Raw genomic sequence first — 24,470 nt, 5'->3', positions numbered from 1 at the left:
GTGGCCAGATTCGACCGGTATATGCTGTCACAGCTTGTGGTGCTGTTCGGCTTTTACGGGCTTGTGCTGGTTATGCTCTTCTGGGTGAACCGGGCCGTGCGCTTGTTTGACCAGCTGATCGCCAATGGTCAAACCGCGCTCGTGTTCCTTGAATTTTCGGCCATGATCTTGCCCGGTGTGATTGTGTTCATCATCCCGATCGCCTCGTTCGCGGCAGCTGTTTCGGTCACCAATCGTTTGAATTCCGAAAGCGAACTGGTTGTCGCACAGGCAGCAGGATATGGACCATTTCGGCTGGCCCGCCCCGTATTGGTCTTTGGTGTCCTGACCGCCCTTTTCATGCTGGTGCTGACGCATATCCTTGTTCCGATGAGCCAACTGCGCTTTGCAGAACGTCAGGCCGAGATTGCCGAGAACGTCACCGCGCGTTTCTTGACTGAAGGATCATTTGTTCACCCGGCGGATGGCATCACGCTCTACATCCGCGAAATTAGCCCGGCGGGCGAGCTTTTTGACATCTTCCTGTCAGATGAGCGCGATGAGGAGCAGCACTATACCTATACCGCACGCCGTGCCTTGATCGTGAAGACAGAACTTGGTCCGCGCCTTGTGATGTTTGACGGGTTGGCTCAGGTCATCAACACCGAAAGCCAGCGCCTAACCACCACCGGTTTCGAGGATTTCACTTATAACATCGCAACCCTATTGTCGGGCACAGCCGAAGGGGCTCGTAGTCTAAGTCAGGTCTACACGCCAGAACTACTTGATCCCCCGGCCGCCACTTTGAAAGAGCTTGGCGAAACGCGTGGCGCTCTGCGGGCAGAAGGACACTTCCGGAATGCGCAGGCACTCTATTCCATTGTCACGGCGATGGCGGGGTATTCCATGCTAATCGTGGCTGGCTTCAGTCGGTTTGGCTTGTGGCGCCAGGTTGTGCTGGCCCTTGCGTCCGTCGCATTGCTGCAATCCTTGGACAACACCATGCTCGATTTGGCACGACGCACAGAAGGTGGCGTCTGGCTGGTTTATGTCGCCACAGCTTTGGGCGTCGTGTTTAATCTTGTGGTGCTGTTTCTTGCCACAAGACCGTCCTTTTCAGACCTGCGCCGGCGACGCCGTACCTTGCGGGAACGCTCTCGCCAAATGACCGAGGCCAACGCATGAGGCTGCATCTCTATATCGCCCGCCGCTTCCTGCGCGCCTTTCTCAGCATGCTATTCGTGCTTGCGATGATTTTTGTTCTGCTGGACATGGTCGAAGGCATGCGCAAGTTTGACGCCGCATCGGTTGGGTTCACGAATGTGCTTGGCCTGACCCTTTTGAACGCTCCGGTCTGGATGTACCGCATTCTGCCCCTGATCGTGATCTTATCCACCGTCTGGATGTTCCTCAGCCTCGCGCGCAGCTCGGAAATGGTGGTGACACGTGCGGCAGGCAGATCAGCGCTGATGACACTGATTTCGCCTGTTTTAACAGTGTTCCTGTTTGGCATTCTGGCGGTGGCGATTGGCAACCCGATTGCAGCCGGAACCACCAAGAAATACGAGCGTATCGCAGCTCAATACGAAGGTGGTGGTGCCTCTGTCTTGTCGATTGCATCAGATGGCGTGTGGTTGCGTCAAGGCAATGAAACGGGCCAAACCGTTATCCGTGCAGATCGGTCCAACCTTGAAGGAACCGAGCTGTTTGACGTCACTTTCTTTTCGTTCGCACCAGAAGGCCCACCCACCTTGCGTATCGAGGCTGCCAGTGCGCGGCTGGAACCGGGTTACTGGGCCATTCGGGGGGCCAAGGTCTGGGATTTGGTCAGTGACGCCAATCCCGAAACCACGGCCATCGAATACCCAATGTTCACGTTGGCATCGAACCTGACACTGGAACAAATCCGCGACAGTTTCGGCAAGCCAAGCGCCATTCCAATTTGGGACCTGCCCAAGTTCATTCGGCAGCTTGAAGCCGCAGGGTTTTCGGCCCGCGCGCATCGCGTCTGGTTGCATATGGAACTGGCGATGCCGTTCTTCTTGGTCGCCATGGTCCTGATCGGGGCTGGATTCACCATGCGTCATACGCGTTTTGGGCGGACCGGTGTAATGGTGCTGTTTGCGTTGATGATGGGCTTCGGCGCGTATTTCATCCGCAACTTCGCGCAAATCCTGGGTGAAAACGGCCAGATCCCGATATTGCTGGCAGCATGGGCCCCCCCGATTGCGGCGATCCTGATGCCCATGGGTATCCTTTTGCATCTGGAGGACGGATGACACGTTTGTCAAAGCACCTGCGCGCAGGACGTTTGGCCCTGGCCTTATTGGCTTGCACGGGTGCGACCCTTGCGTTGCCAGTCAGCTCGGCTACCGCGCAAACCGCCAGCCTGATTGCCGATCACGTGCGCGTGGTTGGAAATGGCGGGCTGGTGGCAGAAGGCAATGTGGTTGTCTTGTTTGGCGGCTCTCGCCTGACTGCGACCCGCGTCAGCTATGACAAAGCAACAGATACGCTGAACATCACCGGCCCAATTACGATCACACGGCCTGATGGCACGATTTTGGTTGCGGAAGAAGCGCAGCTGTCCGCTGACCTGCGCAATGGCATTCTGACCAGCGCGCGGCTGGTTTTAGATGAGCAGCTTCAGATTGCGGCGGCTCAGATCAACCGCGTTCAAGACCGCTATACGCAACTGTCCCGCGTCGTGGCGTCCTCGTGCCATGTCTGCAAGAAAAACCCAGTCCCGCTTTGGCAAATCAGGGCAGATCGTGTTGTCCATGACGAGGCAGAACAGCAGCTTTACTTCCACGGGGCGCAGCTTCGGGTGGCGGATGTTCCGATCTTCTACCTGCCCCGCCTGCGCCTGCCTGATCCAACGCTGAAACGTGCCACAGGTTTCCTGCCACCAAAGATCCGCACAAACTCGACGTTGGGATTTGGCCTGGCCACGCCGTACTTCCTGAAACTGGGGGATCACGCTGACCTAACAGTGTCCCCCTTCGTCGCAGACAAAACCCGCACGCTTGAACTGAAGTATCGACAAGCCTTTCGCAGCGGAGACCTGTTTGTAGAAGGCGCCATCAGTCGCGACAGCATTCTGAAAGACAAAACACGCTTTTATGTGTTTGGCGAAGGCGAGTTTCAGTTGCCGCGGGACTTCGTCTTGTCCTTCCAATTGCAGGAGGTCTCGGACCCCGGATATCTGCTGGACTATGGCTATTCCGATCAGGACCGTTTGCGTAACGCCATCACCGTCATACGGGCGCGCCGTGATGAATTTGCGTTTGCAGGGATCACACGCTATGACACGTTGCGCGCGTCCGAGCTGCCAATCTCGGACCAACTGCCCTTTGCCCAAATTGACGCGTTTTACGAACGCCGCTTTCACCCCGGTGGATTTGTCGGGGGCGAACTGCGCACCAACCTATCGTGGCAAGCGCATTTCCGTGAAAGCGAGCTGGACATTCTGGGCCGTGACGTCGCACGGATGGGGGCTGGATTGGAATGGCGACGCGACTGGATGGGCCCGGCTGGTTTGCTGATCGAAGGACAGGCTGCGTTAGATGCGGATATCTACTGGATCGAACAGGACAGCCGGTATCAAACGGAACAAAGCTTTGCGACGCCCTCGGCCGGTTTGACACTGCGCTGGCCTTTGTCACGCGTTTCTCGCAGCGGGGCCGTGGACATCCTCGAGCCCGTTGCAGCCCTTGCGTGGTCTGAACAAGTGGGGGCAAACATCCCCAATGAAGACAGCCAGTTTGTTGAATTTGATCAGGGCAATCTGTTTGATCTGAACCGGTTCCCCGGCAGCGACCGTCGCGAAGAGGGCCTACGCGCGGCGTTGGGACTTAGTTGGACGCGTAGCTCCCCGTCTGGTTGGGGCTTCACGCTTGCCGCAGGTCGCGTGTTCCGTGACGTGGACATGGGGCAATTCACCGATGCCTCCGGCCTTGCGGGTCAGCAATCGGATTGGCTTTTAGGGGCTTCGGTCAACCTCGGGGGGCAGTTCTCGATCCAAGGACGTGCTTTGTTGGATGATGATTTTGGACTGACCAAATCAGAAACTCGTGCCGCTTGGCTGACGGATAATTTCCAGCTTGGAGCAGCCCATATCTGGGTCATCGAAGATACGGCCGAGCAACGCCCAACACCAACCCACGAGCTGCGTTTGGACAGCGCTTGGAGGGTCGGTGATTTTTGGACGATTTCAGCAGATGGCAGCTTTGACGTCGAGGCGAAACAGGCAACGCGCGCAGGTTTCGGTGTCGAATACCGAAATGAGTGCCTTTCGGTTGATCTTTCCCTCTCGCGTCGCTTCACAACCTCTATTAATGTAGAGCCAACAACGGATTTTGGTCTGCAATTCGAATTGATCGGTTTCGGAAGTGGCCGTGGCGCGACGGTAAATAAATGTCGCAGCTAAAGACAAAGCGAATTGAACGCGATAGACCAAGGTCAGAGGATACGAGCTTAATGCGATACAGGAAAAGACCAATGGGATTTCTTCGCCAATCAAAAGCACTGCGCACGCCGCGCAAATCGACCGCTTCGGCTTGGACCTGCGCTGCAACTGGCGTCATGCTTGGGTTGGTGTCTGTGGCTGGATTGGGCACTGCCCCGGCACAGGCGCAAAATCTGTTCGCCCCGATAAAGAAGGTCAATGAGCGCGTCATCACGGCTTATGAGCTGTCTCAACGCATGGCGTTCTTAACGGTTCTACGTGCCCCCGGAAATTTGCGCGAGTTGGCCGAAAAACAGCTGACCGACGAAGCCCTTCAACGGCAAGCCGCTAAGACCGCTGGTGTCAGTGTGACTGCCGAAGAAGTTTTGGCCGGGATGGAAGAATTTGCAGGGCGCTTCAACCTGAAAGCGGAAGAGTTCAACAAGATCATCGCGCAGGCGGGCATCGCGCCCGAAACCTTCCGCGATTTTGTATCCGGCGGTTTGGCATGGCGCACCGTTGTGCGCGAACGTTGGAAAGGTCGCATCAACGTGACCGAAGATGAAATTGATCGCCAATTGTCGTTGACAGCCCCCGGACAAAACGTGCGCGTTTTGTTGTCGGAAATCATTCTGCCCGCCCAGAATCCTGAAGCCATGCAGATCGCTAACGCCCGCGCTTCTGAGCTGTCCGAAATCACGACGCTGGGGGCTTTTGCCTCTGCTGCGCGTCAATCTTCGGTTGCCCCGTCCCGTGGACGTTCGGGCCGTTTGAACTGGATGGAAATCTCAAATCTACCACCTGCAGTGGCCGCGCAAGTTGTTGCGTTGGAGCCCGGCCACGTAACTGATCCCGTTCCGGTGAAAAACGGCGTGGCGGTTTTCCAACTGCGCGCAATTGAAGAGCTTGATCGCCCAACCCCATCAGATGTTACGGTCGAGTACGCGGCCCTAATAATCCCCGGAGGGCGCAGCGCAGAGGCTTTGACACAAGCCGCCGAAATTCGCTCCAAAGCAGACAGCTGTAACGACCTGTACGGACTTTTCCCCGGCTCGACCGAGGCGCAAATTCAGCGTGAAGCCGTTTCAATAGGAGAGCTTCCGACGCGCTATGCAGTCGAACTTGCACAGCTCGACGAAGGAGAAGCCTCGACCGCACTGACATCGGCCAACGGTCAAAACCTTGTTTTCCTGATGCTCTGCTCACGCAGCCGAGACTTGCCAGAGGAAGTCAGCCGCGATGAACTGCGCGTGCGTTTGCAAAACCAGCGCCTGCAATCTTATTCCTTGGCCTTTCTGGAAGAGCTTCGCGCCGCTGCCTTCATCGAGGAATATGACGCCCAATGACCGGCGATCGCCGCGTGTCTGGCACTGTTCCGCCCGTGGCGCTGACCATGGGCGAACCTGCCGGCATCGGGCCTGAGATCGCGGCTAAGGCTTTCGACCTTCTACGTGGCGAGGTCCCTTTTTTTCTGATCGGCGATCCGCGCCACCTTCCTGACGGCGTGGTTTTCACTCAAATCAGCCACCCGGATCAAGCCCTTGAGGCCACGACCCTTCCTATTCTGGCGCATGATTTCAAAACTCCGCGCGTGCCCGGTGTGGCGCAAGCCGAGCATGCACAGGCTGTGATTGACGTGATCGCGAAAGCCGTGGACATGGCCCAAAACGGGCAGGCTCTGGCGGTTTGCACCAATCCGATCAACAAAAAAGCGCTGAAGGATGGGGCCGGTTTTGCTTTCCCCGGACACACTGAGTATCTGTCACATCTTGCGGACGATGCGGATGTTGTGATGATGCTGGCATGTGATGAACTTCGCGTCGTGCCCGCAACCATTCACATCGCGCTGTCTGAGGTTCCAAAGGCGCTTTCAAAAGGCGGGTTGGAACAAGTGATCCGCACCACTCATGCCGCCTTGATCCGTGACTTCGCCGTTCCCGCGCCGCGCATTGCAGTGGCTGGTCTGAACCCTCATGCGGGGGAAGGCGGTGGGATGGGGATGGACGAGATCGAAATGATTGCGCCCCTTCTGGATGATCTACGTTCTGAAGGGCTGGACCTTCTGGGTCCCCTGCCCGCCGATACGATGTTTCACGCCAGCGCACGCGCAGGCTATGACGCGGCCATCTGCATGTATCACGATCAGGCCCTGATCCCGATCAAGACCATTGATTTCGCGGGAGGCGTCAACGTCACGCTTGGCCTGCCCTTCGTGCGCACATCACCCGATCATGGAACCGCCTACGACATCGCCGGAACCGGCACCGCAGACGCCACATCGCTGGTCAACGCGTTGCGGATGGCCCATCACATGGGCCTGGCCCGCCGACAGGAGAGCCAAACATGAGTCAAATCGACGGGCTTCCCCCGCTTCGCGAGGTGATCAACACACATGGGTTGGTGGCGAAAAAGTCGCTGGGGCAGAACTTTCTTCTGGATCTAAATCTGACCGCCAAGATTGCCCGTCAAGCTGGGGATCTGTCCGGCTGTGATGTGCTTGAGGTTGGCCCCGGCCCCGGCGGTTTGACTCGAGGCTTGCTGGTCGAAGGCGCGCGCAAAGTTCTGGCCGTTGAAAAAGACAGCCGCGCCATGGCGCCATTGGCCGAAATCCAAGCGGCCTATCCGGGGCGGCTTGAAGTTGTGAATGCCGATGCGCTGGAGCTGGATCCGCTTGAACACCTGACACCACCGATCAGGATTGTCGCCAACCTTCCCTACAACGTGGGGACCGAGCTTTTGGTCCGCTGGCTAACACCGCCAAGTTGGCCGCCTGCTTGGTCCAGCTTGACGCTGATGTTTCAAAAGGAAGTGGCTGAACGCATCGTCGCGCAACCCGGGTCAAAGAAATACGGACGCCTGGCCGTTCTGTCCCAATGGCGCACAACACCGCGCGTGGTTATGGAGCTGCCACCCGAAGCCTTCACACCGCCTCCGAAAATCCACTCGGCTGTGGTGCATTTTGAGGCGCTCCCCGCCCCGCGGTTCGAGGCGGACGCGAAAAAGCTTCAGGCCGTTGTCGCCAAGGCCTTTGGACAACGTCGCAAGATGCTCCGGGTGTCTTTGAAAGGGCTGCACCCCCAAATCGAAGATGTGTTGACGTCTGTTGGGATCAAACCCACTTCCCGCGCGGAAGAGATTGATGTCGAAGCCTTTTGCGCCCTGTCACGCGCACTCTGACGTGATCGTTACGTCGTAGGTTACGAGTGCTCCTCGGCGGCGGTATCCGCAAGAGCACGGTTGAAGGCCTTCAACGCATCCACATGGAAGACAGCGCCCCAAAGCTCTGGCGGATCGCCCTCGCCACCCAAAGTGACAACTGGGATAAACCTTTCATTTGTCCGCTCGAAAACAGGCATCAAGGTTTCCAGTGTGGTGTTCCCATCGGCATAAATCCCAGCTTCGATTAGCTCCCAGCAATGCTCTTCTCCAGCTGCACGAGCATGCTCAAGACCACGCATAACCTGCGTCACACGAACGGTGGACAAAAGGTAGGCCTGCGGACCCGCCGCCAAATGGATATTGCGCCGCTCTAGCTGAGTCAGGAAGAAGCTTCGATCCACCATCTGGCTGGCCAGAGCGGTCGAAAGCGACACGGCTGCCATCACTGCAATCCCGGTTTGCCAGTCGCCGGTCAGTTCAAACACGATCAATGTGGTTGAAACGGGTGCTCCCAGAACGGCTGCGGCCACCGCGCCCATACCAGCAAGCGCATATAACGTCTCGGACCCAGAGACGTCAGGAAAGATCGCCGTTGCGATGATCCCGAACGCAAGGCCGGTCAGCGCACCGACCATCAGGGCGGGTGAGAACACACCGCCGCCCATGCGCCCCGCCATGGTGATCGCAACCGCTGCGACCTTTACCGCGACAAAAAGAATGGCTGCCGTTGCCGTCAGGCTGCCTGTCAGGGCGGCGGATGTCGTCTCATACCCAACACCGATGATATGCGGGAACCAGATTGCAATCACGCCCAGCATGAAACCAGACACAGCCGGGCGCAGGACTCGCGGAAGGCGCAGGCGATCCTGCACGCTGTTGCCAAGATCCTCGGCCCAGAAAATCGATTTCATCAAGATCACGGCGACCACGCCAGACACCAATCCCAGGAGCAGGAATGCGGGCAGTTCAACATAGAACGCCAAGCTTCCTTCGGCAGGCAGGATGAACTCGGTCACATCGCCATATTCAAGGCGGTTGATCACCGTGCCCGACACAGCAGCGATGGCGATCGGGGCAAAGGCATGCACCGCGAAATGTCGTAATACGACTTCGAGGGCGAACAGCGCCCCGGCAATGGGGGCGTTAAAGCTTGCCGATACCGCGCCTGCCACCGCGCAGCCAAGAAGGTCTCGCCCTGTGATGCCATTGGCGTTGATCCGCGCTGATATCCAGCTTGAGATCACAGCCGCCAAATGCACAACAGGCCCCTCGCGACCGCTTGATCCACCGGTGCTGAGGGTCACAAGAGAAGCAAGCGCCGAGCCAAGGCCCGCGCGCTTTTCGACCCGCCCTTCCCAAAGGGCCGCCCCTTCGATAACATCGGCCACCGCACGCACGCGCCCGTCATGGGTAAACCAATTCAGAATGACACCGACAATCAATCCACCGACAGTTGGCAGAAGCAAGATCCAATACCACGGCAAGGTGCCCGCAAAACTGTGCAAGCGCGTCAGATCATCAGTGCCGTAAAGCGCGGCCTGCAAGGTTTCGATCCCCTTGCGAAAGCCAAGAGCGGCAGCGCCCGACGCCACCCCAATGATCAAGGCAATCAGCCAAAACTGTATCTGGCTTGGGCCTTTTTCAATCAAAAGCCTCCAAGCATCCCTGGCTTTCCCGCCAAGGTTTTGGACGCGTTCAAGCACTATCAATTTTAACTGTTTTATCATTGCACTGCGCGCTTAGAACCCTTCCCAAGGCCCGTCATTTACCATAAGTTGTTCCGGTTTTTCAGGGGAGAATGGGATGGCCATCGACACCGCGTTTACCGAGCTTTCGTCATTTCTAGGCGATCGGATCAGCCGGTCCAAGCCTGTTCTGGAACAGCATGGCGGTTCAGAGACATATTTTGCCCCCGCGCCCCCCGATATTGTCGTTTGGCCCTTGAATACCAGCGAAGTCAGCCAAATCGTCAGGATCTGCAATCAGGCCAAACTGCCAGTGATCCCATTTGGGGCTGGCACGTCTTTGGAAGGGCACACCAGCGCCACCAGAGGCGGGGTTTGTCTGGATATGACGCGGATGAACAAGATCCTCAGGCAGGATCCCGGTGACATGATTGTCGAAGCACAAGCCGGTTTAACCCGCGAAGAGCTTAACCATGATTTGCGCGATCTTGGCATGTTCTTCCCTGTTGATCCGGGGGCAAATGCGACCTTGGGCGGAATGGCAGCCACGCGGGCCTCTGGTACGACAACCGTGCGTTACGGATCGATGCGGCAGAATGTGCTGGGCATGACCGTCGTATTGGCAGATGGGCGTATCATCCGCACAGGATCACGGGCGGCCAAGTCCTCGTCTGGCTATGATCTGACGGCACTTTTTCTGGGGTCCGAGGGGACGCTTGGTGTCATCACTGAACTGACGCTTCGACTGCATGGCGTGCCCGAAGAAATCCGCGCGGGCATTTGCGCTTTTCCCGACATGGCATCCGCCGTTGGGGCTGTGCAGCAGGTGATTCAGATGGGCATCCCCATGGCCCGGATCGAGTTCGTTGACGACGCCACCGCGTGCGCTTTCAACGGATATGCCGGGACCGAGATGGAAGAGTGCCCACATCTTCTTGTGGAATTCCACGGCAGCCCAACTGTCGTGGACGAAGCCAGCCTTATCTTCGACGAGATCAGCAAGGACTTCGGTGCGACTGGATATGAGCATGCCTCAAACACTGAAGATCGGAACGCGCTTTGGAAGATCCGCCACCACGCCTTTTATGCTGTGCAAAGCCTACGCCCCGGCGCGCATGCTTTGGTGACAGATATTTGTGTCCCGATCTCGCAACTGGCGCGGGCTGTTGAAGACACCCGGGCCGAGATCGAAGCCTCCTCCCTGCCCGGCCCGATTTTGGGTCACGTGGGCGATGGGAATTTTCATGCCATTCTGCTGATTGATCCCGCCGACCCCAATGAGATGGAACAAGCAAAATCTCTTGCCGAAGGGATGAGCCGCCGCGCCTTGGCCCTTGGCGGAACCATCACCGGAGAGCATGGGGTGGGCATGGGAAAACTGCATTTGATGGAAGAAGAACACGGCGACGGCTGGGCCATTATGGGCGATATCAAAGCCACGTTGGATCCCGACAACATCCTGAACCCCGGCAAACTGGTGCCGCAGGCTTAACCGCTCAGCAGCTCTTTCGCCGCTGCACGTGCCGCGTCGGTTATCGTGTCGCCCGAGATCATGCGCGCAATCTCGTCCACGCGTTCCTCTGCATCTAAAGGCGACACCGTTGAAAGCGTCATGCCACCTGTGACCGATTTGCTGACCTGCCAGTGGTGCCCGCCCAAGGCCGCCACCTGTGGGCTGTGGGTCACGACCAAAACTTGGCCCGACGCCGCCAGATCGGCCAGCCTGCGCCCAACCGCGTCAGCAGTTGCCCCGCCCACGCCGCGATCAATCTCGTCAAAGATCATAGTTAACCCTGTGGCATCTCGGGTCAGACAAACCTTTAGAGCCAACAGAAAACGGCTGAGTTCCCCGCCTGATGCGATCTTGTTCAGCGGTCCAGATGGCGCACCGGGGTTGGTGGCCACGGTGAAGGTCACCGCATCAATACCGTTGGGTCCGGGGTCAGATGGCGATAGCTGAGTTGTGAAAACGGCGCGTTCCATTTTCAACGGGGCAAGCTCTGCCCCCATGGCGCTGTCTAGTTTCAGCGCCGCTTTTTGGCGTGCCTTCGACAGATCCGTGGCAGCGCGATCATATTGCGTTCGTGCACTCGCAAGTGCCGCCTCAAGCCCACTGATTTCGTCCGCGCCAGCATCCAAAGCGGTCAATCGCGCCCTAAGATCACCAGCGAAAACACCCAGCTCATCAGGCGTGGTGTGATGTTTACGAGCCATTGCGCGGATTGCAAACAAGCGCTCTTCGACCTGCTCCAGCTCGTGCGGGTTGAAGGAAAGACTGTCCATCGCAGCCTCAACTCCCGACACGGCATTCCCCAATTCATCAAGGGCACGGCCAAGGGCCGCTATGGGGGCATCCAGCGTGTCACCGGCCTGTTCCGCGGCCCCTTCCAGCCAACGCAACGCGTCACCCAACCGTGCCTCGGCCCCGTCGCCCACACCCAAAGCCTGATGCGCGCGCGAGATGTCTTCCCCAATCCGCTCGGATGCTTGCATCAAACGGCGGCGGGCATCCAATTCAGCATCCTCGCCGGGTTGCGGGTCGAGCGTATCCAGTTCCTCAACCGAATGGCGCAGGAACTCTTCTTCTGCCTGCGCGGCTGCCATCCGTTCGCGCGACGCATCCAGATCCTTGCTGGCGGTGGCCACCAACCACCAAGCCGCTTTCACGCCATCTACATCAGAGCCAAGCCCTGCAAATTCGTCCAGCAAACGCCGGTGAACCCGTGGGTTCAACAGTCCTTTGTCATCTTGCTGCCCGTGAAGTTCGACCAGTGTATCGGACAGAGCGCGCAGAACCTCTCCGCTGGCACGGCGATCGTTCACCCAAGCGGTCTTGCGCCCGTCCGAGCGGTTGATGCGGCGCAGTACAAGCTCGTCTTCTACTGGGATGCCCGCCTCGTCCAACGCGACGCGCGCGGGGTGGGATGCGGGCAGGTCAAAAACGGCTACAACCTCGCCTTGCTCAGCGCCAGCACGCACAAGATCAGCACGCCCGCGCCAACCAAGCACAAATCCAAGACTGTCCAGAAGGATCGACTTCCCTGCCCCGGTTTCCCCGGTCAGCACATTTAGACCCGGTTGGAACTCCAGCTCCAACCGGTCAATGATCAACATATCCCGAATGTCGAGAGACCGCAGCATCCTATGCCCCGTCAGCGTTCAGCCTGCAAACCGATGTGCAGGCCATGCGGCCTGACACGATCAGAGCCATTCGCCCTTGATCATCTGGCGGTGTACTTGACGCAGCCAGCTGTTGCCTTTGGCTTCCGGTTTCAGACCACGACTGGTGAGCAGGCGATAGCTGTCTTGATACCATTCGGTCGATTGGAAGTTATGGCCAAGAATAGCACCCGCAGTTTGCGCGTCATTCACCAATCCAAGCGACAGATATGCTTCAACCAAGCGGTGCAGAGCTTCGGCCACGTGGGTGGTGGTCTGGAATTGCTCAACTACGACACGGAAACGATTGATCGAAGCCGAGTAGTGTTTGCGTTTCAGATAGTAGCGACCGATTTCCATTTCCTTGGCCGCAAGGTGGTCAAAGGCCAGATCAAACTTCAGAATTGCCGATTTGGCGTATTCCGTATCAGGATAGCGTTCGATCACCACGCGCAAAGCTTGAAGTGCTTGATAGGTCAGGCCCTGATCGCGACCAATCAGGTCGATCTGGTCATAATAGCTGATCGCCAGAAGATACTGAGCATAGGCTGCGTCTTCGTCACCCGGATAGAAATCCATGTAACGCTGCGCACTTGCGCGCGCCAATTCGTATTCTTTGTCTTTGTGATGCGAGAACGCCTGCATGATCAAAGCGCGCTTGGCCCATTCGGAATAGGGATACAGGCGCTCGACCTCGCCGAACCATTTGGCCGCTTCCGACGGGTCCCCGCGCTCTAGATCATATTCACCGCGCTTGAAGATCTCTTCCGCGCTCCATTGATCAATGGGGCGTTTTTCGACACGACTGCCAAAGATTCCGGGACCGGTCCCATCGCCGCCGAATCCCGAGCTTCCACCCAAGCTTCCGAATCCCAAGCTGCCAGAGCCACCTCCGCAGCCGGTAAGAACCAACCCAGATACCAGTGCAAAGCTGATGGTTTTGCCCAATTTCACGCGGATCATAACCGGTGTTACCCCAACTGTTCTGTGCCGATAAAATAATTTCGGCATCTTCCAGCAATTCCTAGCACAGAATTTTTCAGGGCAAAATGGTTTGCGTACCAAATTTCACCAATGTTCGAAGAGTTTATCCAGAACCCGCCCATTGTAAGGTCCGTTCTTCGGGCCAGCCCGAAGCCTCTGCCCCTTTTGCGCGTCACAATCGATGCAGATCAGGCCGACATGGGCAGGTCTGATGACCGCACACCCACACCCGGCAATTTGCGCGCGGTTGAGCTGTCACATTCAACCAGACGCCACGCATCCGGAGTGTCAAACAGGGTGCGCAACAGGTTGTTCGTCATGGCGTGACCTGCACGGTGACCGGTATATCGCGCCCGCAAAGGCGACCCGGCCAAGGCCAAATCCCCCAATGCGTCCAGCATCTTATGGCGAACAGCCTCGTCAATGCGGCGAAGTCCGCCTGGCGAAAGGACGTCGTCCCCGTCCACAACTACGGCGTTCTCATAGGTACCACCCAAAGCCAATCCCGCCTTGTGCATCGCATCCACATCTGCCTGACGGCAGAAGGTTCGGCAATCCGAAAGCTCGCGCACGAAATTGCCGTTGGACATGTCCAAGCTTAGTTCCTGCGTGCCGATCGCGGCATCTGGAAATGAAATGTGGAAATCAATATAGAACCCATCCGACGGCTCCAAACGCGCCCACGCATCGCCTTCGCGATATTCGACGGGTTTCAGCACTTCAATCACGCGGACAGGTGCGGTCAGCTCGCGTTGCCCCGCGCGGATCAATCCATCCACAAACCGGGACGAGCTTCCGTCCATGATCGGCACTTCGGGGCCATCAATCTCGATCAGAGCGTTGTGAATGCCGCATCCTGCAAGGGCTGCCATGATATGTTCGATGGTCTGTACTTCGACACCGGCTTCATTGCGGATCAAGGTACACAAGGGCGACGGCACACCAGATTCCCAATGCACGGCAATCATGTTGTCGCGATCTTCTACATCGATGCGTTTGAACCAAATGCCATATTCTGCAGAGGCCGGCTGCACTTTCATGCGCACAGGTCGACCAGAATGCAATCCGGTGCCATTGAAACTGACAGTGCTGGCTACAGTGGTTTGCACGTGACGCCTCTTTCTTTGCCTCAGTTCGGTCGCGAAGTCTGGCCTGTGGCCGGCTCCGCGTTATTGTCTTTGCGCCCTGCCCCATTCTAGGGCCTTTTGTGGGTCGTCCGCCCCCGCGTGGAGTATCACGGGGCCGGGCCAACCACGCCATCAGGGGGATCGACTTGTTGTCGTGCGGATAAATCAGGTTATCGGGATCTCGTTGACTCAGGCCAACCCGCTGATTTCGCCGCCCCTTCGGGTGCGCACCAATCGCGTTCGACTGGTGCAATACTGGGTAAGCTTGTCAGGCATTAATCTCAATTCAAACCTCTGTAACGGTTTGTAACATGCGCAGTCAGCTTGGCGGAAAACCGCTTGAGAGGATCACATCGCGACATAAGTCATTGTTATAATACACTTCTACCTAATATCGAGACCTTGGCGATCTGCGCTTCCCTCATTTCAAAAACGGGCAATCCTTCGCTGATATTTCCGAAACGAAGGTTAATGGGGGGATCTGCTCCACAATTCTTCAACAAAACCCGCTATCAAATGAAAAAGACCGCCACACATCTCTGCGCAGCGGTCTGATTTCTTTGAGCTTATTCCGGCTTAGTTTGCCTGACGGCGCAAGAAGGCTGGAATTTCAACTTTCTCCTGCTCAGGGTCAGCCGCGGGGGCTTGATGCTGAACGGGCTGTTCGCTGTGTACTGGCGGTTGCGACCGTGCGGCGCCATCCGCAGCTGCACCCGAACCCGTCATCCGGTTGATCAAAGAGTTGATCCCGAAACGCGGCTTGTCCTGAGCCGCGGGCACTTCGGTCTGCGGTGCAGGTGCTGCGGGCTGAGCAGGCTGGCCAGCGCGGGGCTGGTTTTGCACGGCAGCTTGCAGACGGGCCATGGCTTCTGGCGACGGTGTTCCCGGTGCAGGCGCTTTGGGCGCTACGAACTGTGCAACGGCAGGTTCGCTGTCAAAGCGTGGATCCGCAGCCGGAGCCTGTTCAATCGCTTCTTCTTCACGCGGCTGATAGACCGGCGGAGGAACGTCGCCACCTGCGGTTTCAGCAGGGAAGCTGTTGTCCATTTCAGGCTCAGCTGCAGGTGCAGGCTGTTCCATTTCTGCAAACAGCGAAGGCTCTTGCGGAGCTTCAGCCACTTCTTCAGTCACAGGCATTGCTGCGTCGATTTCGGCAGCGGCTGCAACAGCAGCAGGGGCTTCGGCTTCCATCTTCTGCTCAACGTCATGCGGTGCTTGCAGAGGTTGTGCCAGCGAACGACGCGGCACTGGAACTTCCATCGGAACTTCTGATGCATCGATGCCAGTGGCAACCACAGACACGCGCATACCGCCTTCCATACCTTCGTCGAGGGTCGAACCAACGATGATGTTGGCGTCCGGGTCCACTTCTTCGCGGATACGGTTGGCTGCTTCGTCCAGTTCGAACAAAGTCAGATCGTAGCCACCGGTGATGTTGATCAACACACCGTTTGCGCCACGCAGGCTGATTTCGTCCAGCAGCGGGTTGGCGATGGCTTTCTCGGCCGCTTGTACCGCGCGATCTTCGCCGGTGCTTTCGCCGGTGCCCATCATTGCCTTGCCCATCTCGTCCATAACAGCGCGAACATCCGCGAAGTCGAGGTTGATCAGGCCGGGGCGAACCATCAGGTCGGTCACGCCCTTAACACCTTGATAAAGCACATCATCTGCCATCGAGAACGCTTCGGTGAACGTTGTCTTTTCGTTGGCCAGACGGAACAGGTTCTGGTTGGGAATGATGATCAGTGTGTCGACCATTTTCTGAAGGGCTTCAACGCCCTCTTCAGCCTGACGCATACGCTTGGCGCCTTCGAACTGGAACGGCTTGGTGACAACACCCACCGTCAAAACACCCAGTTCGCGGGCCGCTTGCGCGATGATCGGGGCTGCACCTGTCCCGGTGCCGCCGCCCATACCAGCGGTGATGAAGCACATATGTGCCCCCGCCAGATGATCTACGATTTGTTCAATGCTTTCTTCGGCCGCGGCGGCCCCAACGGTTGCGCGCGCACCTGCGCCCAACCCTTCGGTCACCTTCACACCCATCTGGATGCGATCTTTGGCGCGCGAATGCTGCAAAGCTTGCGCGTCTGTGTTGGCCACTACAAATTCTACGCCCTCGAGTTCCTTCTCGATCATGTTGTTGACAGCGTTGCCACCAGCACCGCCTACGCCGAACACCGTGATACGAGGTTTCAACTCTTCCTGACCGGGCATGGTAAGGTTCAAAGTCATGATTTTTCCGCCTGTTTAGGTCCTCGCCGCTTCGATGTGCCCCGAAGGCGGCTGCTGTGTTTGTTATTCCGACTGAATCGCCGGTAACTGCCTCTTTTTTTCCATGTTAACTCAAAAATGCATGGGTCGTCACGCCCAAAAGGGGCATGAAACCGCAAAATATTGAGGAAATGAGGGTAATTTCAGCAGGATTTCGCCGAAGGTACAGGATATTGCGGTTTGGCGCGAGGCTTACCAATTGTCCTTGAACCACTTGAAGGCCCGGCGGAAGCTGCGCGCCGGATAGCTTTCTGCCGGCATTTCGAAATCCCACCATTCGTCCTGCGGGTGTGCTGCAAACAGGCAAAGCCCGACGGCCGAGGCAAACCCTGCCCCGGTGGCGGCCTGTGGCAAGCCTTGCACCCGAAGCGGGCGACCGATGCGAACGTTCTGACCCAGGATTTTCGGCGCAAGACTGTCCAAGCCGGGGATTTGGCTTCCGCCCCCTGTCAGAACAATGGATTGGCTGGGCAAATGATCAAACCCAGCAGCATCAAGGCGCATACGCACCTCTTCCAGGATCTCTTCCACGCGCGGACGCATGATGCCGATCAGTTCGGCCCGGCTGACGGTACGGCGATCGTGTTCCCAATCGCCGGTGTCTCCGCCGATCTCGATCATCTCGCGGTCATCCATGCCGGTGGCAATGACGCCGCCGTAGAAAGTCTTGATCCGTTCAGCCGTAGACAGTGGAACCTGGAGACCTTTCGAGATGTCCGAGGTCACATGATCCCCACCCAACCGCACGCAGTCGGCATAGATCATGTGTTTTTTCATAAAGATAGACAGCCCAGTTGAACCACCACCTAAATCAATACAGGCCGCGCCAAGCTCTTGCTCGTCTTCGACCAGCGCCGAAATTCCCGAGACATAGGCAGAGCTTGCAAGCCCTGCGACCTCAAGATCGCAGCGTTTGATACAATAAAGCAGGTTCTGAATGACATCGCTGTCGACTGTTAACACATGAAGATCCGCGGCCAACCGGTTTCCGATTTGCCCACGTGGGTCACCCAGACCTGAACGATGATCCAAAGCAAAGTTGACAGGTTGGGCGTGCAATACCTCGCGATCATCGCCGATCTCGGGCATATCGCATGCCGCCAGAACGCGCGCCACATCGTCTTCGGTCACCGCGCGGCCATCGAGTTCGACAACCCCATCCAAACCGTAGCTGCGCGGGTTCGCACCCGAGAAACAGGCGATCACGTGATCCACGCGGATGTTGGCCATCTTTTGCGCGGCTTGCACGGCGGTACGAATGGCGCGCTCGGTCTCGGCCATGGCGTCAATCTCGCCAAACCGCACACCACGCGAGCGGGTGGTGGCCGCACCGATCACACGGAACGCGCTTTGCCCGGCCAGGGATCCGACACCGTCGCTGTCGCGGAACTGCTCTGGACCGTCAAAGCGTAGGATCAGGCACCCGATCTTGGCACTGCCGATATCCAGAATGGCAATGACGCCGCGCTGCATGGCGGCTTCGCGCATTGCACGCATCGCGCGTTGCTGGCTGTAGATATCGGTCATTGGGACACCTCTTCAATCTCGAACCCGTTCATGCGGCGCAGCTCTTTCATGGCGGTGTCACCAAGACGCAGCGTGGGGCGCTGGGGGTTTCTCATATCAATCACACTCAGGTCACGACCAAACAGGTCTTGTGCCTGATGCAAGGCAATAACTTGTTCAAGAGCCGCCACCGGGTCTTCCGTGGGCAGCAAAATGCGCTGATCGCTTTTCAGGACAAGATCCCAGCGACGTTCGCCCACGCGGATCAATCCGCGCAGCTCACCACGCAAAGGCCCGACCGTATCCAGAAGCGCACGCGCTTCAGGCACCGCATCAGACGCTCCTGCCCCTGTAATAAGTGGCAGGTCGGATCGCGCATTGCGATCCAACAGGCTGGCGACGCGATGGCCACCCGCGTCCAACATGTCCAGCACACCATCATGGCGCCAAAGGATCACAGGCTGTCTTTCCGTCAGAGCCACTTCCAAAACGCCGCCCGGACGGATGCGCAGATCCGCATCTTCAATCACATCAAGCTTCATGATCTCAGCCCGCATCCGCTCCAGGTCCAAATCGAAGCTTGAGATGGGGAAATCAATGGGAAGGATCTGGCGCACCGCGTTATCGACAACTGGCGTTGCGCCCTCGACGGCCATCAGCTTGACCAGAAACTCAGGACGTTCCTGCACGGACCGTTTCATATTTGTTAGCTTTTCACCGATCGCATAGCGGTTGGTTGGGTTCGCCAAATACCAACCGGTTGCCATCAGGATTGCAAAAACCGGCAGCCCCACACGCAGGAAGGCGCGAAACACCGGCGTCAGCCATAAACGATGCGCTTTATAAGCCAGACGCGACGGCGCCGGGTCGCGGCGCTGCGCTTCGGATCTATCGTTCTGAGAAGAGGTCATCGGCTGCACGACGCGTCCTCCACCATCCATGCGCAGAACTGGCCAAAGCTATAGCCAAGATGCGCGCCCTGCTCTGGCGCCAATGAGGTTGGCGTCATCCCCGGCTGCGTGTTGGTTTCCAGAATGATCAGACCATCCAGCCCGCGGTCCTCGTCCCAGCGAAAATCGGTGCGGCTTACACCGCGACACCCAAGCGCTTCATGTGCGCGCAGGGCAAAGTCCAGACAGGCGGCTTCGATCTCGGCAGGAATGTCTGCGGGGATCACATGGCGCGAGCCGCCTTCGGCGTATTTCGCATCGTAATCGTACCAGCCATCCGTAATGATATCAGTGACGCCGAGCGCGCGATCGCCCATCACTGTGGTCGTCAACTCGCGCCCTGGGGCATAGGTTTCAACCATCACTGTGTCGGGCATGGTTGCGGCCAGCTTCGGCGGCGTGTTCGCCCCGTCGCTGACAATGTAGATCCCGACCGAGCTGCCTTCGTTATAGGGCTTCACCACGTAAGGTGGCTCCATCACGTGGCGGGCCTGAACCTCGTCCTTTTCCGCCAGAATGCTGGCAACAACCGGAAGTCCGGCGGCACGGAACGTGTCCTTTGCGCGCTCTTTATCCATAGCAAGTGAGGACGCCAGAACGCCAGAATGTGTATAGGGAATTTGCAGCCACTCAAGCAGACCTTGTACGCAGCCATCTTCGCCCCAGCGTCCGTGCAAAGCGTTGAACACAACGTCAGGAGCTTCGGCCTTCAAACGCTCAGCCAGATCACGGCCCGCATCGATCTTCACGACCTCATAGCCCTCGCCCGCCAAAGCCTTGGCGCATTCGTCCCCCGAACTCAGCGAGACTTCACGCTCAGCCGAGGGGCCACCCATCAAAACGACGACTTTGCTGACGGACTGCTCCGACATGCCTGTAATGCCTCATACACGATCGCAACGCGACCAAAATGCCCTGCCGTTTCCGGCGTTAATCCGTGTAACCACGGTTTTATGTCATGAGGCGTACCGCCCCGAACCGATCATCTGCGCAGTTTTCTGCGTCTGGTTTTCGGTTATTAGGGCCTGCCCGACCCCTCAGTCTTCCGGCCTTTTTGGCCGTGTCTTTTGCGATGTTGCGCCCGGCTTATTTCGCCGCCGGTTCGCCTACGCGCTTAATTTCCCATACTAGCTCTATGCCGCTGTGTTCGTAAACCTTTTTTCTGACATCTTCGCCCAGCATTTCGAGGTCCTCAGCGGAGGCTCCGCCGGTGTTGGTCAGAAAGTTGGAATGCATTTCATTCATCTGCGCCCCACCCCGTGTGGCACCGCGCATCCCGGCCTCGTCAATTACCTTCCACGCCTTCAGCTCGTGACTGTCATCCGCTTTACCGGTTGAGCTGAACCCCGCCGGGTTGCGGAAAGTGGAACCTGCGGTGCGGTCTTTAGTCGGCTGAGTCTCGTCACGTTTTGCAAGCTGCGCCTCCATACGCGCCGACAGCGCATCAGGATCGCCTGACGGGCCAATCAGAACGGCACGGGTCAGAACCCAGCCCTCAGGCAGCTCACTTTGACGATACTGAAATTGCAGATCCTCAGCGGTGAGCGTCACACGCTCACCCGATCGCGTGATCGCCGTCGCAGATTGGAAAACATCAGCGATATAAGACCCATAGCAGCCAGCGTTCATGCGAACCGCCCCGCCGATCGCACCCGGAATGGTACGTAGAAAGGTCAAGTCCACGCCTTCGGCAGCGGCTTTTTTGGCCACCTGAGCATCCAACGCGGCAACCCCGGCTGTGACGGTCTGCCCATCGATCTCGACCCCATTGAAACCACGTCCCATGCGGATCACAACGCCCCGGATACCGCCATCCCGCACAATTAGGTTCGATCCAACGCCCATCGGAAAAACTGGAACATCGGCATCAAGTTCGGACAGGAAATGCGCCAGATCATCTTCGTCGGCTGGCATGAACAGCCAGTCCGCCGGCCCACCCACGCGCAGCCATGTTAGCCCGGCCAGCTCTTTATCGGCCATCAGGCTGCCGCGAATGTCTATCTGGTCAGGACGCGCCATGGGTCTACCTCTTCTTCAGCCATCGGGTCAGGTAAATCACGGGCCAACGCAGGATCGACATCGCCCCCAGAAGAACCAAAAGCCCAACCCATGGGCCATTCTCGTAAATCACGTAACCCAATAGCGGAATGCCCACGGCAATCAAGACGTAAGCCACCCGCCAATGGTGATCGCGCGACGGAGTCAACGCGATGATCTGTGCTGTGATGATCCACAGACAGGCTAGAATAAGCGACAGTGTCATACCCGCCCTGCCGCTTTACGTGCCAAGTACCAAAGGGGGCGCCGAAACATCGACAGGAACGCCGCCAATCCCATCGCAGCCCAAAACCAACCGTGGGTGGCCCCGATCCAGATAATCAGAATGGGTGCTGAAATTAGCAGGACGATCCCCGGCGGGAACTGCATCCGCATGGGCAACAATGCAACAATCGTCGCCGCAATGGCCCACAGGGCCGCGACAATCAAAGGCCTGCTCAAGTCATAGCTCCTGTCAGGAACGAGGCTGAAAGCGCCAGAAGTGCCCCGATCAACCCAAGCCACGGAACCCATCCAGCCGTGCGGAAAGGCGCGTCTGGTGATTTGCGCTTCAGTGCGATCAGGGCGATGTTCACCACAGCAAATACGATTAGAAGAACGGTCGAGGTTACAGTGGCAAGTTCTGACACCGGCAACATAAGCGCCGCAGAGATCACCCCGACGCCCAGAAGCACCGTGGCAAGCACCGGAGTGCCGAACCGCGGATGCGCGCGGTAGAAGAAAGACAGGATCTTATCCCTACGCCCAAGGCCAAACAGAACACGCGCGGCCATGACAATCTGCGCCAACACGCCGTTCAGGGCCGCCACGACTGCGATGGCGCCCAGCACCGCAGGGGACGCGGTGAAGCTACTTTCCCAGACGAGCACCAGCGGACGATCCGAACTGGCAAGCGCGTCGACGGAAACAGCACGGACCGCCGCGAAAGACACAAGCGCATAAAGCAGGGTTGTAATGACCAATGCGATCAGAATGGCACGGGGAACCACATGGGTTGGGTTCTTAGCCTCTTCCGCCATATTCACCATGTCCTCGAACCCGATGAAGGCGAAGAATGCCAATGCAGCGGCACCCGCGACACCGGGCCAATAAATCTCAGGCAGGTCCACGAATTGGGCCACCGGATCTGCTGTGAACCCGGCATATGTGACCGCGATCAGGCCGATGACCTCGATCACCGTAAATAGCGCGGCGAGTGAGAGGCTTTCCAGCACGCCGATGATGGCCACCAAAGTAAGAGCGGCCCCAATTCCAAAGATGGCCCATTCACTGGGAACATCGATCAAAGCGGTCAGATACCCGACACCGCCGCGCAGAACCGCAGCAGCTGACACGGTTCCTGCAACCACAATCGCAAGGCCGATCAACACAGCCAAAAGGTGGCTGTTCAGGCCTTTTTCAACATAAGCAGCCTCGCCCGATGCTTCGGGTATGCGCGAGCTGAGTTCCGCATAGCTGAGCGCCGACGGTGCCGCGATCAGCCCTGCCAACAAGAAGGCCAATGGTGCCCAGACACCTGCCTCGGCCGCGACAGCGCCGACAAGGACATAGATCCCAGCCCCAACCATGACGCCGACGCCATACATGGTCAAAAGCCCAAGACCGAGATTTCGTTTAAGAGGGGCCGGTTTCATGATGTCACCTCAAGCCAGTTTGGCGCGCGTTTTCAGCAGATCACCATGGATCACCAAGGCGTTCAAGCGCGCTGTGGCGTGAGGCGTGATTATCCCAATCGTCCTGGCAGGTTATTCGCCCATGCGCTGATCGTACCTGCCCCCAGGCAGACAACCATGTCGCCGGGTTTTGCGTGCTCTTTGACCAGAGCAGTCAGGGCGTCTTCGTCTTCGACGACCATGGCGTGACGGTGGCCGTGACGCACCAGCCCTGCCACCAGATCATCGCGCGAGGCGCCTTCGATCGGGTCTTCCCCAGCGGCGAAGACCTCGGCGATGCCAACCACGTCAGCTTCGTTGAAGCAGGCGCAGAAATCCTCAAACAGATCATGCAGGCGCGAGTAGCGGTGCGGTTGGTGCACCGCGATCACGCGGCCTTCGGTGGCCTGACGCGCGGCTTTCAGGACCGCTGCGATCTCAACCGGGTGGTGGCCATAATCGTCAATGATGGTGACGCCGTTCACTTCGCCCACCTTGGTGAAGCGACGGTTTACGCCGCCGAAACTGGCGAGTGCGGCACGAATTTCGTCACGTTTCATGCCCAGTTGGCGCGACACTGCAACGGCGGACAACGCGTTCGAGACGTTGTGGTCCCCCGGCATCGGAAGCGTGCAGCCATCAATGCGCGTGCCCTCGTGGTTCAGTTCAATATCGAAATGCGCGACACCTGCCTTATAGGTCAGGTTCACGGCGCGCACGTCAGCTTGAGCGTTGAAGCCATAGGTCACGACGCGGCGGTCGGTCACTTTACCCACCAGCGCCTGCACCTCGGGATGGTCGGTGCAGCACACAGCAAGACCGTAAAACGGGATGTTCGAGACGAAATCTAGGAAGCCTTGGCGCAGCGTGTCAAAGTCGCCCCAATGTTCCATATGCTCGGGGTCAATATTGGTGACGATGGCAATCGTGGCGGGCAATCGGTTGAAAGTGCCGTCGCTTTCGTCGGCTTCCACAACCATCCACTCGCCCTGCCCCATACGGGCGTTCGAACCATAAGCGTGGATGATGCCACCGTTGATCACCGTGGGGTCAATACCGCCCTTGACCAGAAGCTCGGCCACCATCGTGGTGGTGGTGGTTTTGCCATGTGTGCCTGCGACTGCAATGTTGGATTTTAGGCGCATAAGCTCAGCCAGCATTTCGGCCCGGCGCACCACGGGAAGACCACGCGCCCGCGCAGCATCCAATTCCGGGTTGCCCGGTTTGATGGCAGAGGAGATCACCACGACTTCGGCATTTTCAAGGTTCTCGGCCCGCTGGCCAACAAAGATCTCAGCCCCCAGCTTTTTCAAGCGATCGGTGATCTTGCTTTCCTTCAGATCCGACCCCTGCACCAGATAGCCATGGTTCAGCAGTACTTCAGCAATGCCCGACATGCCAATTCCGCCAATGCCCACGAAGTGGATTCGACCCATTTCCGTAGGAAGTTTGGTGGCTGCTGCGTTCATCGTAAAACCTTTCAAATTCAT

General features: G+C 57.9%; 20 protein-coding genes. 7 read left to right on the top strand and 13 right to left on the bottom strand.

The features are described 5' to 3' along the window. The 6 genes from lptF to rsmA all read left to right on the top strand — a co-directional run bounded on the left by lptF (position 1) and on the right by rsmA (position 7,603). Positions 1 to 1,164: an LPS export ABC transporter permease LptF gene (lptF, locus tag MWU55_RS13720; RefSeq protein WP_246936925.1), complete on the top strand. Its 1,164-nt coding sequence runs from the start codon at positions 1 to 3 to the stop codon at positions 1,162 to 1,164. After that, a complete protein-coding gene (lptG, locus tag MWU55_RS13715) occupies positions 1,161 to 2,258 on the top strand; it encodes an LPS export ABC transporter permease LptG (protein WP_246936921.1) in 1,098 nt (365 codons plus the stop codon). The genes lptF and lptG overlap by 4 nt, the downstream gene beginning before the upstream one ends. After that, positions 2,255 to 4,408: an LPS assembly protein LptD gene (lptD, locus tag MWU55_RS13710; RefSeq protein ID WP_246936919.1), complete on the top strand. Its 2,154-nt coding sequence runs from the start codon at positions 2,255 to 2,257 to the stop codon at positions 4,406 to 4,408. The genes lptG and lptD overlap by 4 nt, the downstream gene beginning before the upstream one ends. 71 nt (positions 4,409 to 4,479) lie before the next feature. Then, positions 4,480 to 5,772 (top strand): peptidylprolyl isomerase, encoded by a 1,293-nt coding sequence (locus MWU55_RS13705; protein ID WP_246936916.1) that lies wholly within the window; start codon positions 4,480 to 4,482, stop codon positions 5,770 to 5,772. Beyond that, on the top strand, positions 5,769 to 6,773 hold the full coding sequence (gene pdxA, locus MWU55_RS13700; RefSeq protein WP_246936915.1) for a 4-hydroxythreonine-4-phosphate dehydrogenase PdxA: 1,005 nt from the start codon (positions 5,769 to 5,771) through the stop codon (positions 6,771 to 6,773). The genes MWU55_RS13705 and pdxA overlap by 4 nt, the downstream gene beginning before the upstream one ends. Further along, on the top strand, positions 6,770 to 7,603 hold the full coding sequence (rsmA, locus tag MWU55_RS13695; protein WP_246936913.1) for a 16S rRNA (adenine(1518)-N(6)/adenine(1519)-N(6))-dimethyltransferase RsmA: 834 nt from the start codon (positions 6,770 to 6,772) through the stop codon (positions 7,601 to 7,603). The genes pdxA and rsmA overlap by 4 nt, the downstream gene beginning before the upstream one ends. Positions 7,604 to 7,623: 20 nt before the next feature. Here the strand turns inward: rsmA and MWU55_RS13690 are convergent, their stop codons facing one another. Further along, a complete protein-coding gene (locus tag MWU55_RS13690; RefSeq protein WP_246936910.1) occupies positions 7,624 to 9,312 on the bottom strand; it encodes a chloride channel protein in 1,689 nt (562 codons plus the stop codon). Positions 9,313 to 9,388: 76 nt separating this feature from the next. On the opposite strand from MWU55_RS13690, the gene MWU55_RS13685 reads away from it, so the two are divergent. Beyond that, on the top strand, positions 9,389 to 10,762 hold the full coding sequence (locus tag MWU55_RS13685; protein ID WP_246936908.1) for an FAD-linked oxidase C-terminal domain-containing protein: 1,374 nt from the start codon (positions 9,389 to 9,391) through the stop codon (positions 10,760 to 10,762). On the opposite strand, the gene recN is transcribed toward MWU55_RS13685, so the two are convergent. From recN to murC, 12 genes are all read right to left on the bottom strand, one after another. Then, positions 10,759 to 12,411 (bottom strand): DNA repair protein RecN, encoded by a 1,653-nt coding sequence (gene recN / locus MWU55_RS13680; protein ID WP_246936906.1) that lies wholly within the window; start codon positions 12,409 to 12,411, stop codon positions 10,759 to 10,761. The two genes, MWU55_RS13685 and recN, sit on opposite strands and share 4 nt — an antisense overlap. Before the next feature lie 60 nt (positions 12,412 to 12,471). Then, a complete protein-coding gene (locus MWU55_RS13675) occupies positions 12,472 to 13,392 on the bottom strand; it encodes an outer membrane protein assembly factor BamD (RefSeq protein ID WP_246936903.1) in 921 nt (306 codons plus the stop codon). A gap of 209 nt (positions 13,393 to 13,601) precedes the next feature. Beyond that, positions 13,602 to 14,522 carry a UDP-3-O-acyl-N-acetylglucosamine deacetylase gene (lpxC, locus tag MWU55_RS13670; protein WP_246936901.1) on the bottom strand — a complete coding sequence of 307 codons (921 nt, stop codon included), beginning with the start codon at positions 14,520 to 14,522 and terminating at the stop codon, positions 13,602 to 13,604. Positions 14,523 to 15,116: 594 nt separating this feature from the next. Then, a complete protein-coding gene (gene ftsZ / locus MWU55_RS13665; RefSeq protein ID WP_246936898.1) occupies positions 15,117 to 16,775 on the bottom strand; it encodes a cell division protein FtsZ in 1,659 nt (552 codons plus the stop codon). Between the two features lie 231 nt (positions 16,776 to 17,006). Then, positions 17,007 to 18,341, bottom strand: coding sequence for a cell division protein FtsA (gene ftsA / locus MWU55_RS13660; RefSeq protein ID WP_246936895.1), 1,335 nt, complete (start codon positions 18,339 to 18,341; stop codon positions 17,007 to 17,009). Further along, complete coding sequence (locus MWU55_RS13655) at positions 18,338 to 19,231, bottom strand: cell division protein FtsQ/DivIB (RefSeq protein WP_246936892.1); 894 nt, start codon at positions 19,229 to 19,231, stop codon at positions 18,338 to 18,340. The genes ftsA and MWU55_RS13655 overlap by 4 nt, the downstream gene beginning before the upstream one ends. Continuing rightward, positions 19,228 to 20,142 (bottom strand): D-alanine--D-alanine ligase, encoded by a 915-nt coding sequence (locus MWU55_RS13650; protein WP_246936889.1) that lies wholly within the window; start codon positions 20,140 to 20,142, stop codon positions 19,228 to 19,230. The genes MWU55_RS13655 and MWU55_RS13650 overlap by 4 nt, the downstream gene beginning before the upstream one ends. 214 nt (positions 20,143 to 20,356) lie before the next feature. Further along, a complete protein-coding gene (murB, locus tag MWU55_RS13645) occupies positions 20,357 to 21,289 on the bottom strand; it encodes a UDP-N-acetylmuramate dehydrogenase (protein WP_246936888.1) in 933 nt (310 codons plus the stop codon). 4 nt (positions 21,290 to 21,293) lie between these two features. Continuing rightward, positions 21,294 to 21,533 (bottom strand): DUF2484 family protein, encoded by a 240-nt coding sequence (locus tag MWU55_RS13640; protein WP_246936886.1) that lies wholly within the window; start codon positions 21,531 to 21,533, stop codon positions 21,294 to 21,296. Further along, positions 21,530 to 21,769 (bottom strand): DUF2484 family protein, encoded by a 240-nt coding sequence (locus tag MWU55_RS13635; RefSeq protein ID WP_246936883.1) that lies wholly within the window; start codon positions 21,767 to 21,769, stop codon positions 21,530 to 21,532. The genes MWU55_RS13640 and MWU55_RS13635 overlap by 4 nt, the downstream gene beginning before the upstream one ends. Further along, a complete protein-coding gene (locus MWU55_RS13630) occupies positions 21,766 to 22,962 on the bottom strand; it encodes an APC family permease (protein ID WP_246936882.1) in 1,197 nt (398 codons plus the stop codon). Before MWU55_RS13630 ends, MWU55_RS13635 begins: the two co-directional genes overlap by 4 nt. A gap of 89 nt (positions 22,963 to 23,051) precedes the next feature. Beyond that, a complete protein-coding gene (gene murC / locus MWU55_RS13625) occupies positions 23,052 to 24,449 on the bottom strand; it encodes a UDP-N-acetylmuramate--L-alanine ligase (protein WP_246936879.1) in 1,398 nt (465 codons plus the stop codon). Positions 24,450 to 24,470 lie beyond the last annotated feature (21 nt).

This window comes from Aliiroseovarius sp. F20344 (genome assembly GCF_023016155.1).
Taxonomy (GTDB): Bacteria; Pseudomonadota; Alphaproteobacteria; order Rhodobacterales; family Rhodobacteraceae; genus Aliiroseovarius.
The sequence above is the reverse complement of the archived record's forward strand: the minus strand, read 5'-3'. Positions and strand labels throughout refer to the sequence as shown.

What these genes read in the sequence shown, in the direction of transcription:
- recN (WP_246936906.1), bottom strand. Translation starts at nt 12,411, where the DNA reads ATGCTGCGGTCTCTCGACATTCGGGATATGTTGATCATTGACCGGTTG.
- MWU55_RS13690 (WP_246936910.1), bottom strand. Translation starts at nt 9,312, where the DNA reads ATGATAAAACAGTTAAAATTGATAGTGCTTGAACGCGTCCAAAACCTT.
- murC (WP_246936879.1), bottom strand. Translation starts at nt 24,449, where the DNA reads ATGAACGCAGCAGCCACCAAACTTCCTACGGAAATGGGTCGAATCCAC.
- MWU55_RS13685 (WP_246936908.1), top strand. Translation starts at nt 9,389, where the DNA reads ATGGCCATCGACACCGCGTTTACCGAGCTTTCGTCATTTCTAGGCGAT.
- MWU55_RS13630 (WP_246936882.1), bottom strand. Translation starts at nt 22,962, where the DNA reads ATGAAACCGGCCCCTCTTAAACGAAATCTCGGTCTTGGGCTTTTGACC.
- MWU55_RS13650 (WP_246936889.1), bottom strand. Translation starts at nt 20,142, where the DNA reads ATGTCGGAGCAGTCCGTCAGCAAAGTCGTCGTTTTGATGGGTGGCCCC.
- rsmA (WP_246936913.1), top strand. Translation starts at nt 6,770, where the DNA reads ATGAGTCAAATCGACGGGCTTCCCCCGCTTCGCGAGGTGATCAACACA.
- murB (WP_246936888.1), bottom strand. Translation starts at nt 21,289, where the DNA reads ATGGCGCGTCCTGACCAGATAGACATTCGCGGCAGCCTGATGGCCGAT.
- MWU55_RS13675 (WP_246936903.1), bottom strand. Translation starts at nt 13,392, where the DNA reads ATGATCCGCGTGAAATTGGGCAAAACCATCAGCTTTGCACTGGTATCT.
- MWU55_RS13705 (WP_246936916.1), top strand. Translation starts at nt 4,480, where the DNA reads ATGGGATTTCTTCGCCAATCAAAAGCACTGCGCACGCCGCGCAAATCG.
- pdxA (WP_246936915.1), top strand. Translation starts at nt 5,769, where the DNA reads ATGACCGGCGATCGCCGCGTGTCTGGCACTGTTCCGCCCGTGGCGCTG.
- MWU55_RS13655 (WP_246936892.1), bottom strand. Translation starts at nt 19,231, where the DNA reads ATGACCTCTTCTCAGAACGATAGATCCGAAGCGCAGCGCCGCGACCCG.
- lptD (WP_246936919.1), top strand. Translation starts at nt 2,255, where the DNA reads ATGACACGTTTGTCAAAGCACCTGCGCGCAGGACGTTTGGCCCTGGCC.
- MWU55_RS13640 (WP_246936886.1), bottom strand. Translation starts at nt 21,533, where the DNA reads ATGACACTGTCGCTTATTCTAGCCTGTCTGTGGATCATCACAGCACAG.
- ftsZ (WP_246936898.1), bottom strand. Translation starts at nt 16,775, where the DNA reads ATGACTTTGAACCTTACCATGCCCGGTCAGGAAGAGTTGAAACCTCGT.
- lptG (WP_246936921.1), top strand. Translation starts at nt 1,161, where the DNA reads ATGAGGCTGCATCTCTATATCGCCCGCCGCTTCCTGCGCGCCTTTCTC.
- ftsA (WP_246936895.1), bottom strand. Translation starts at nt 18,341, where the DNA reads ATGACCGATATCTACAGCCAGCAACGCGCGATGCGTGCAATGCGCGAA.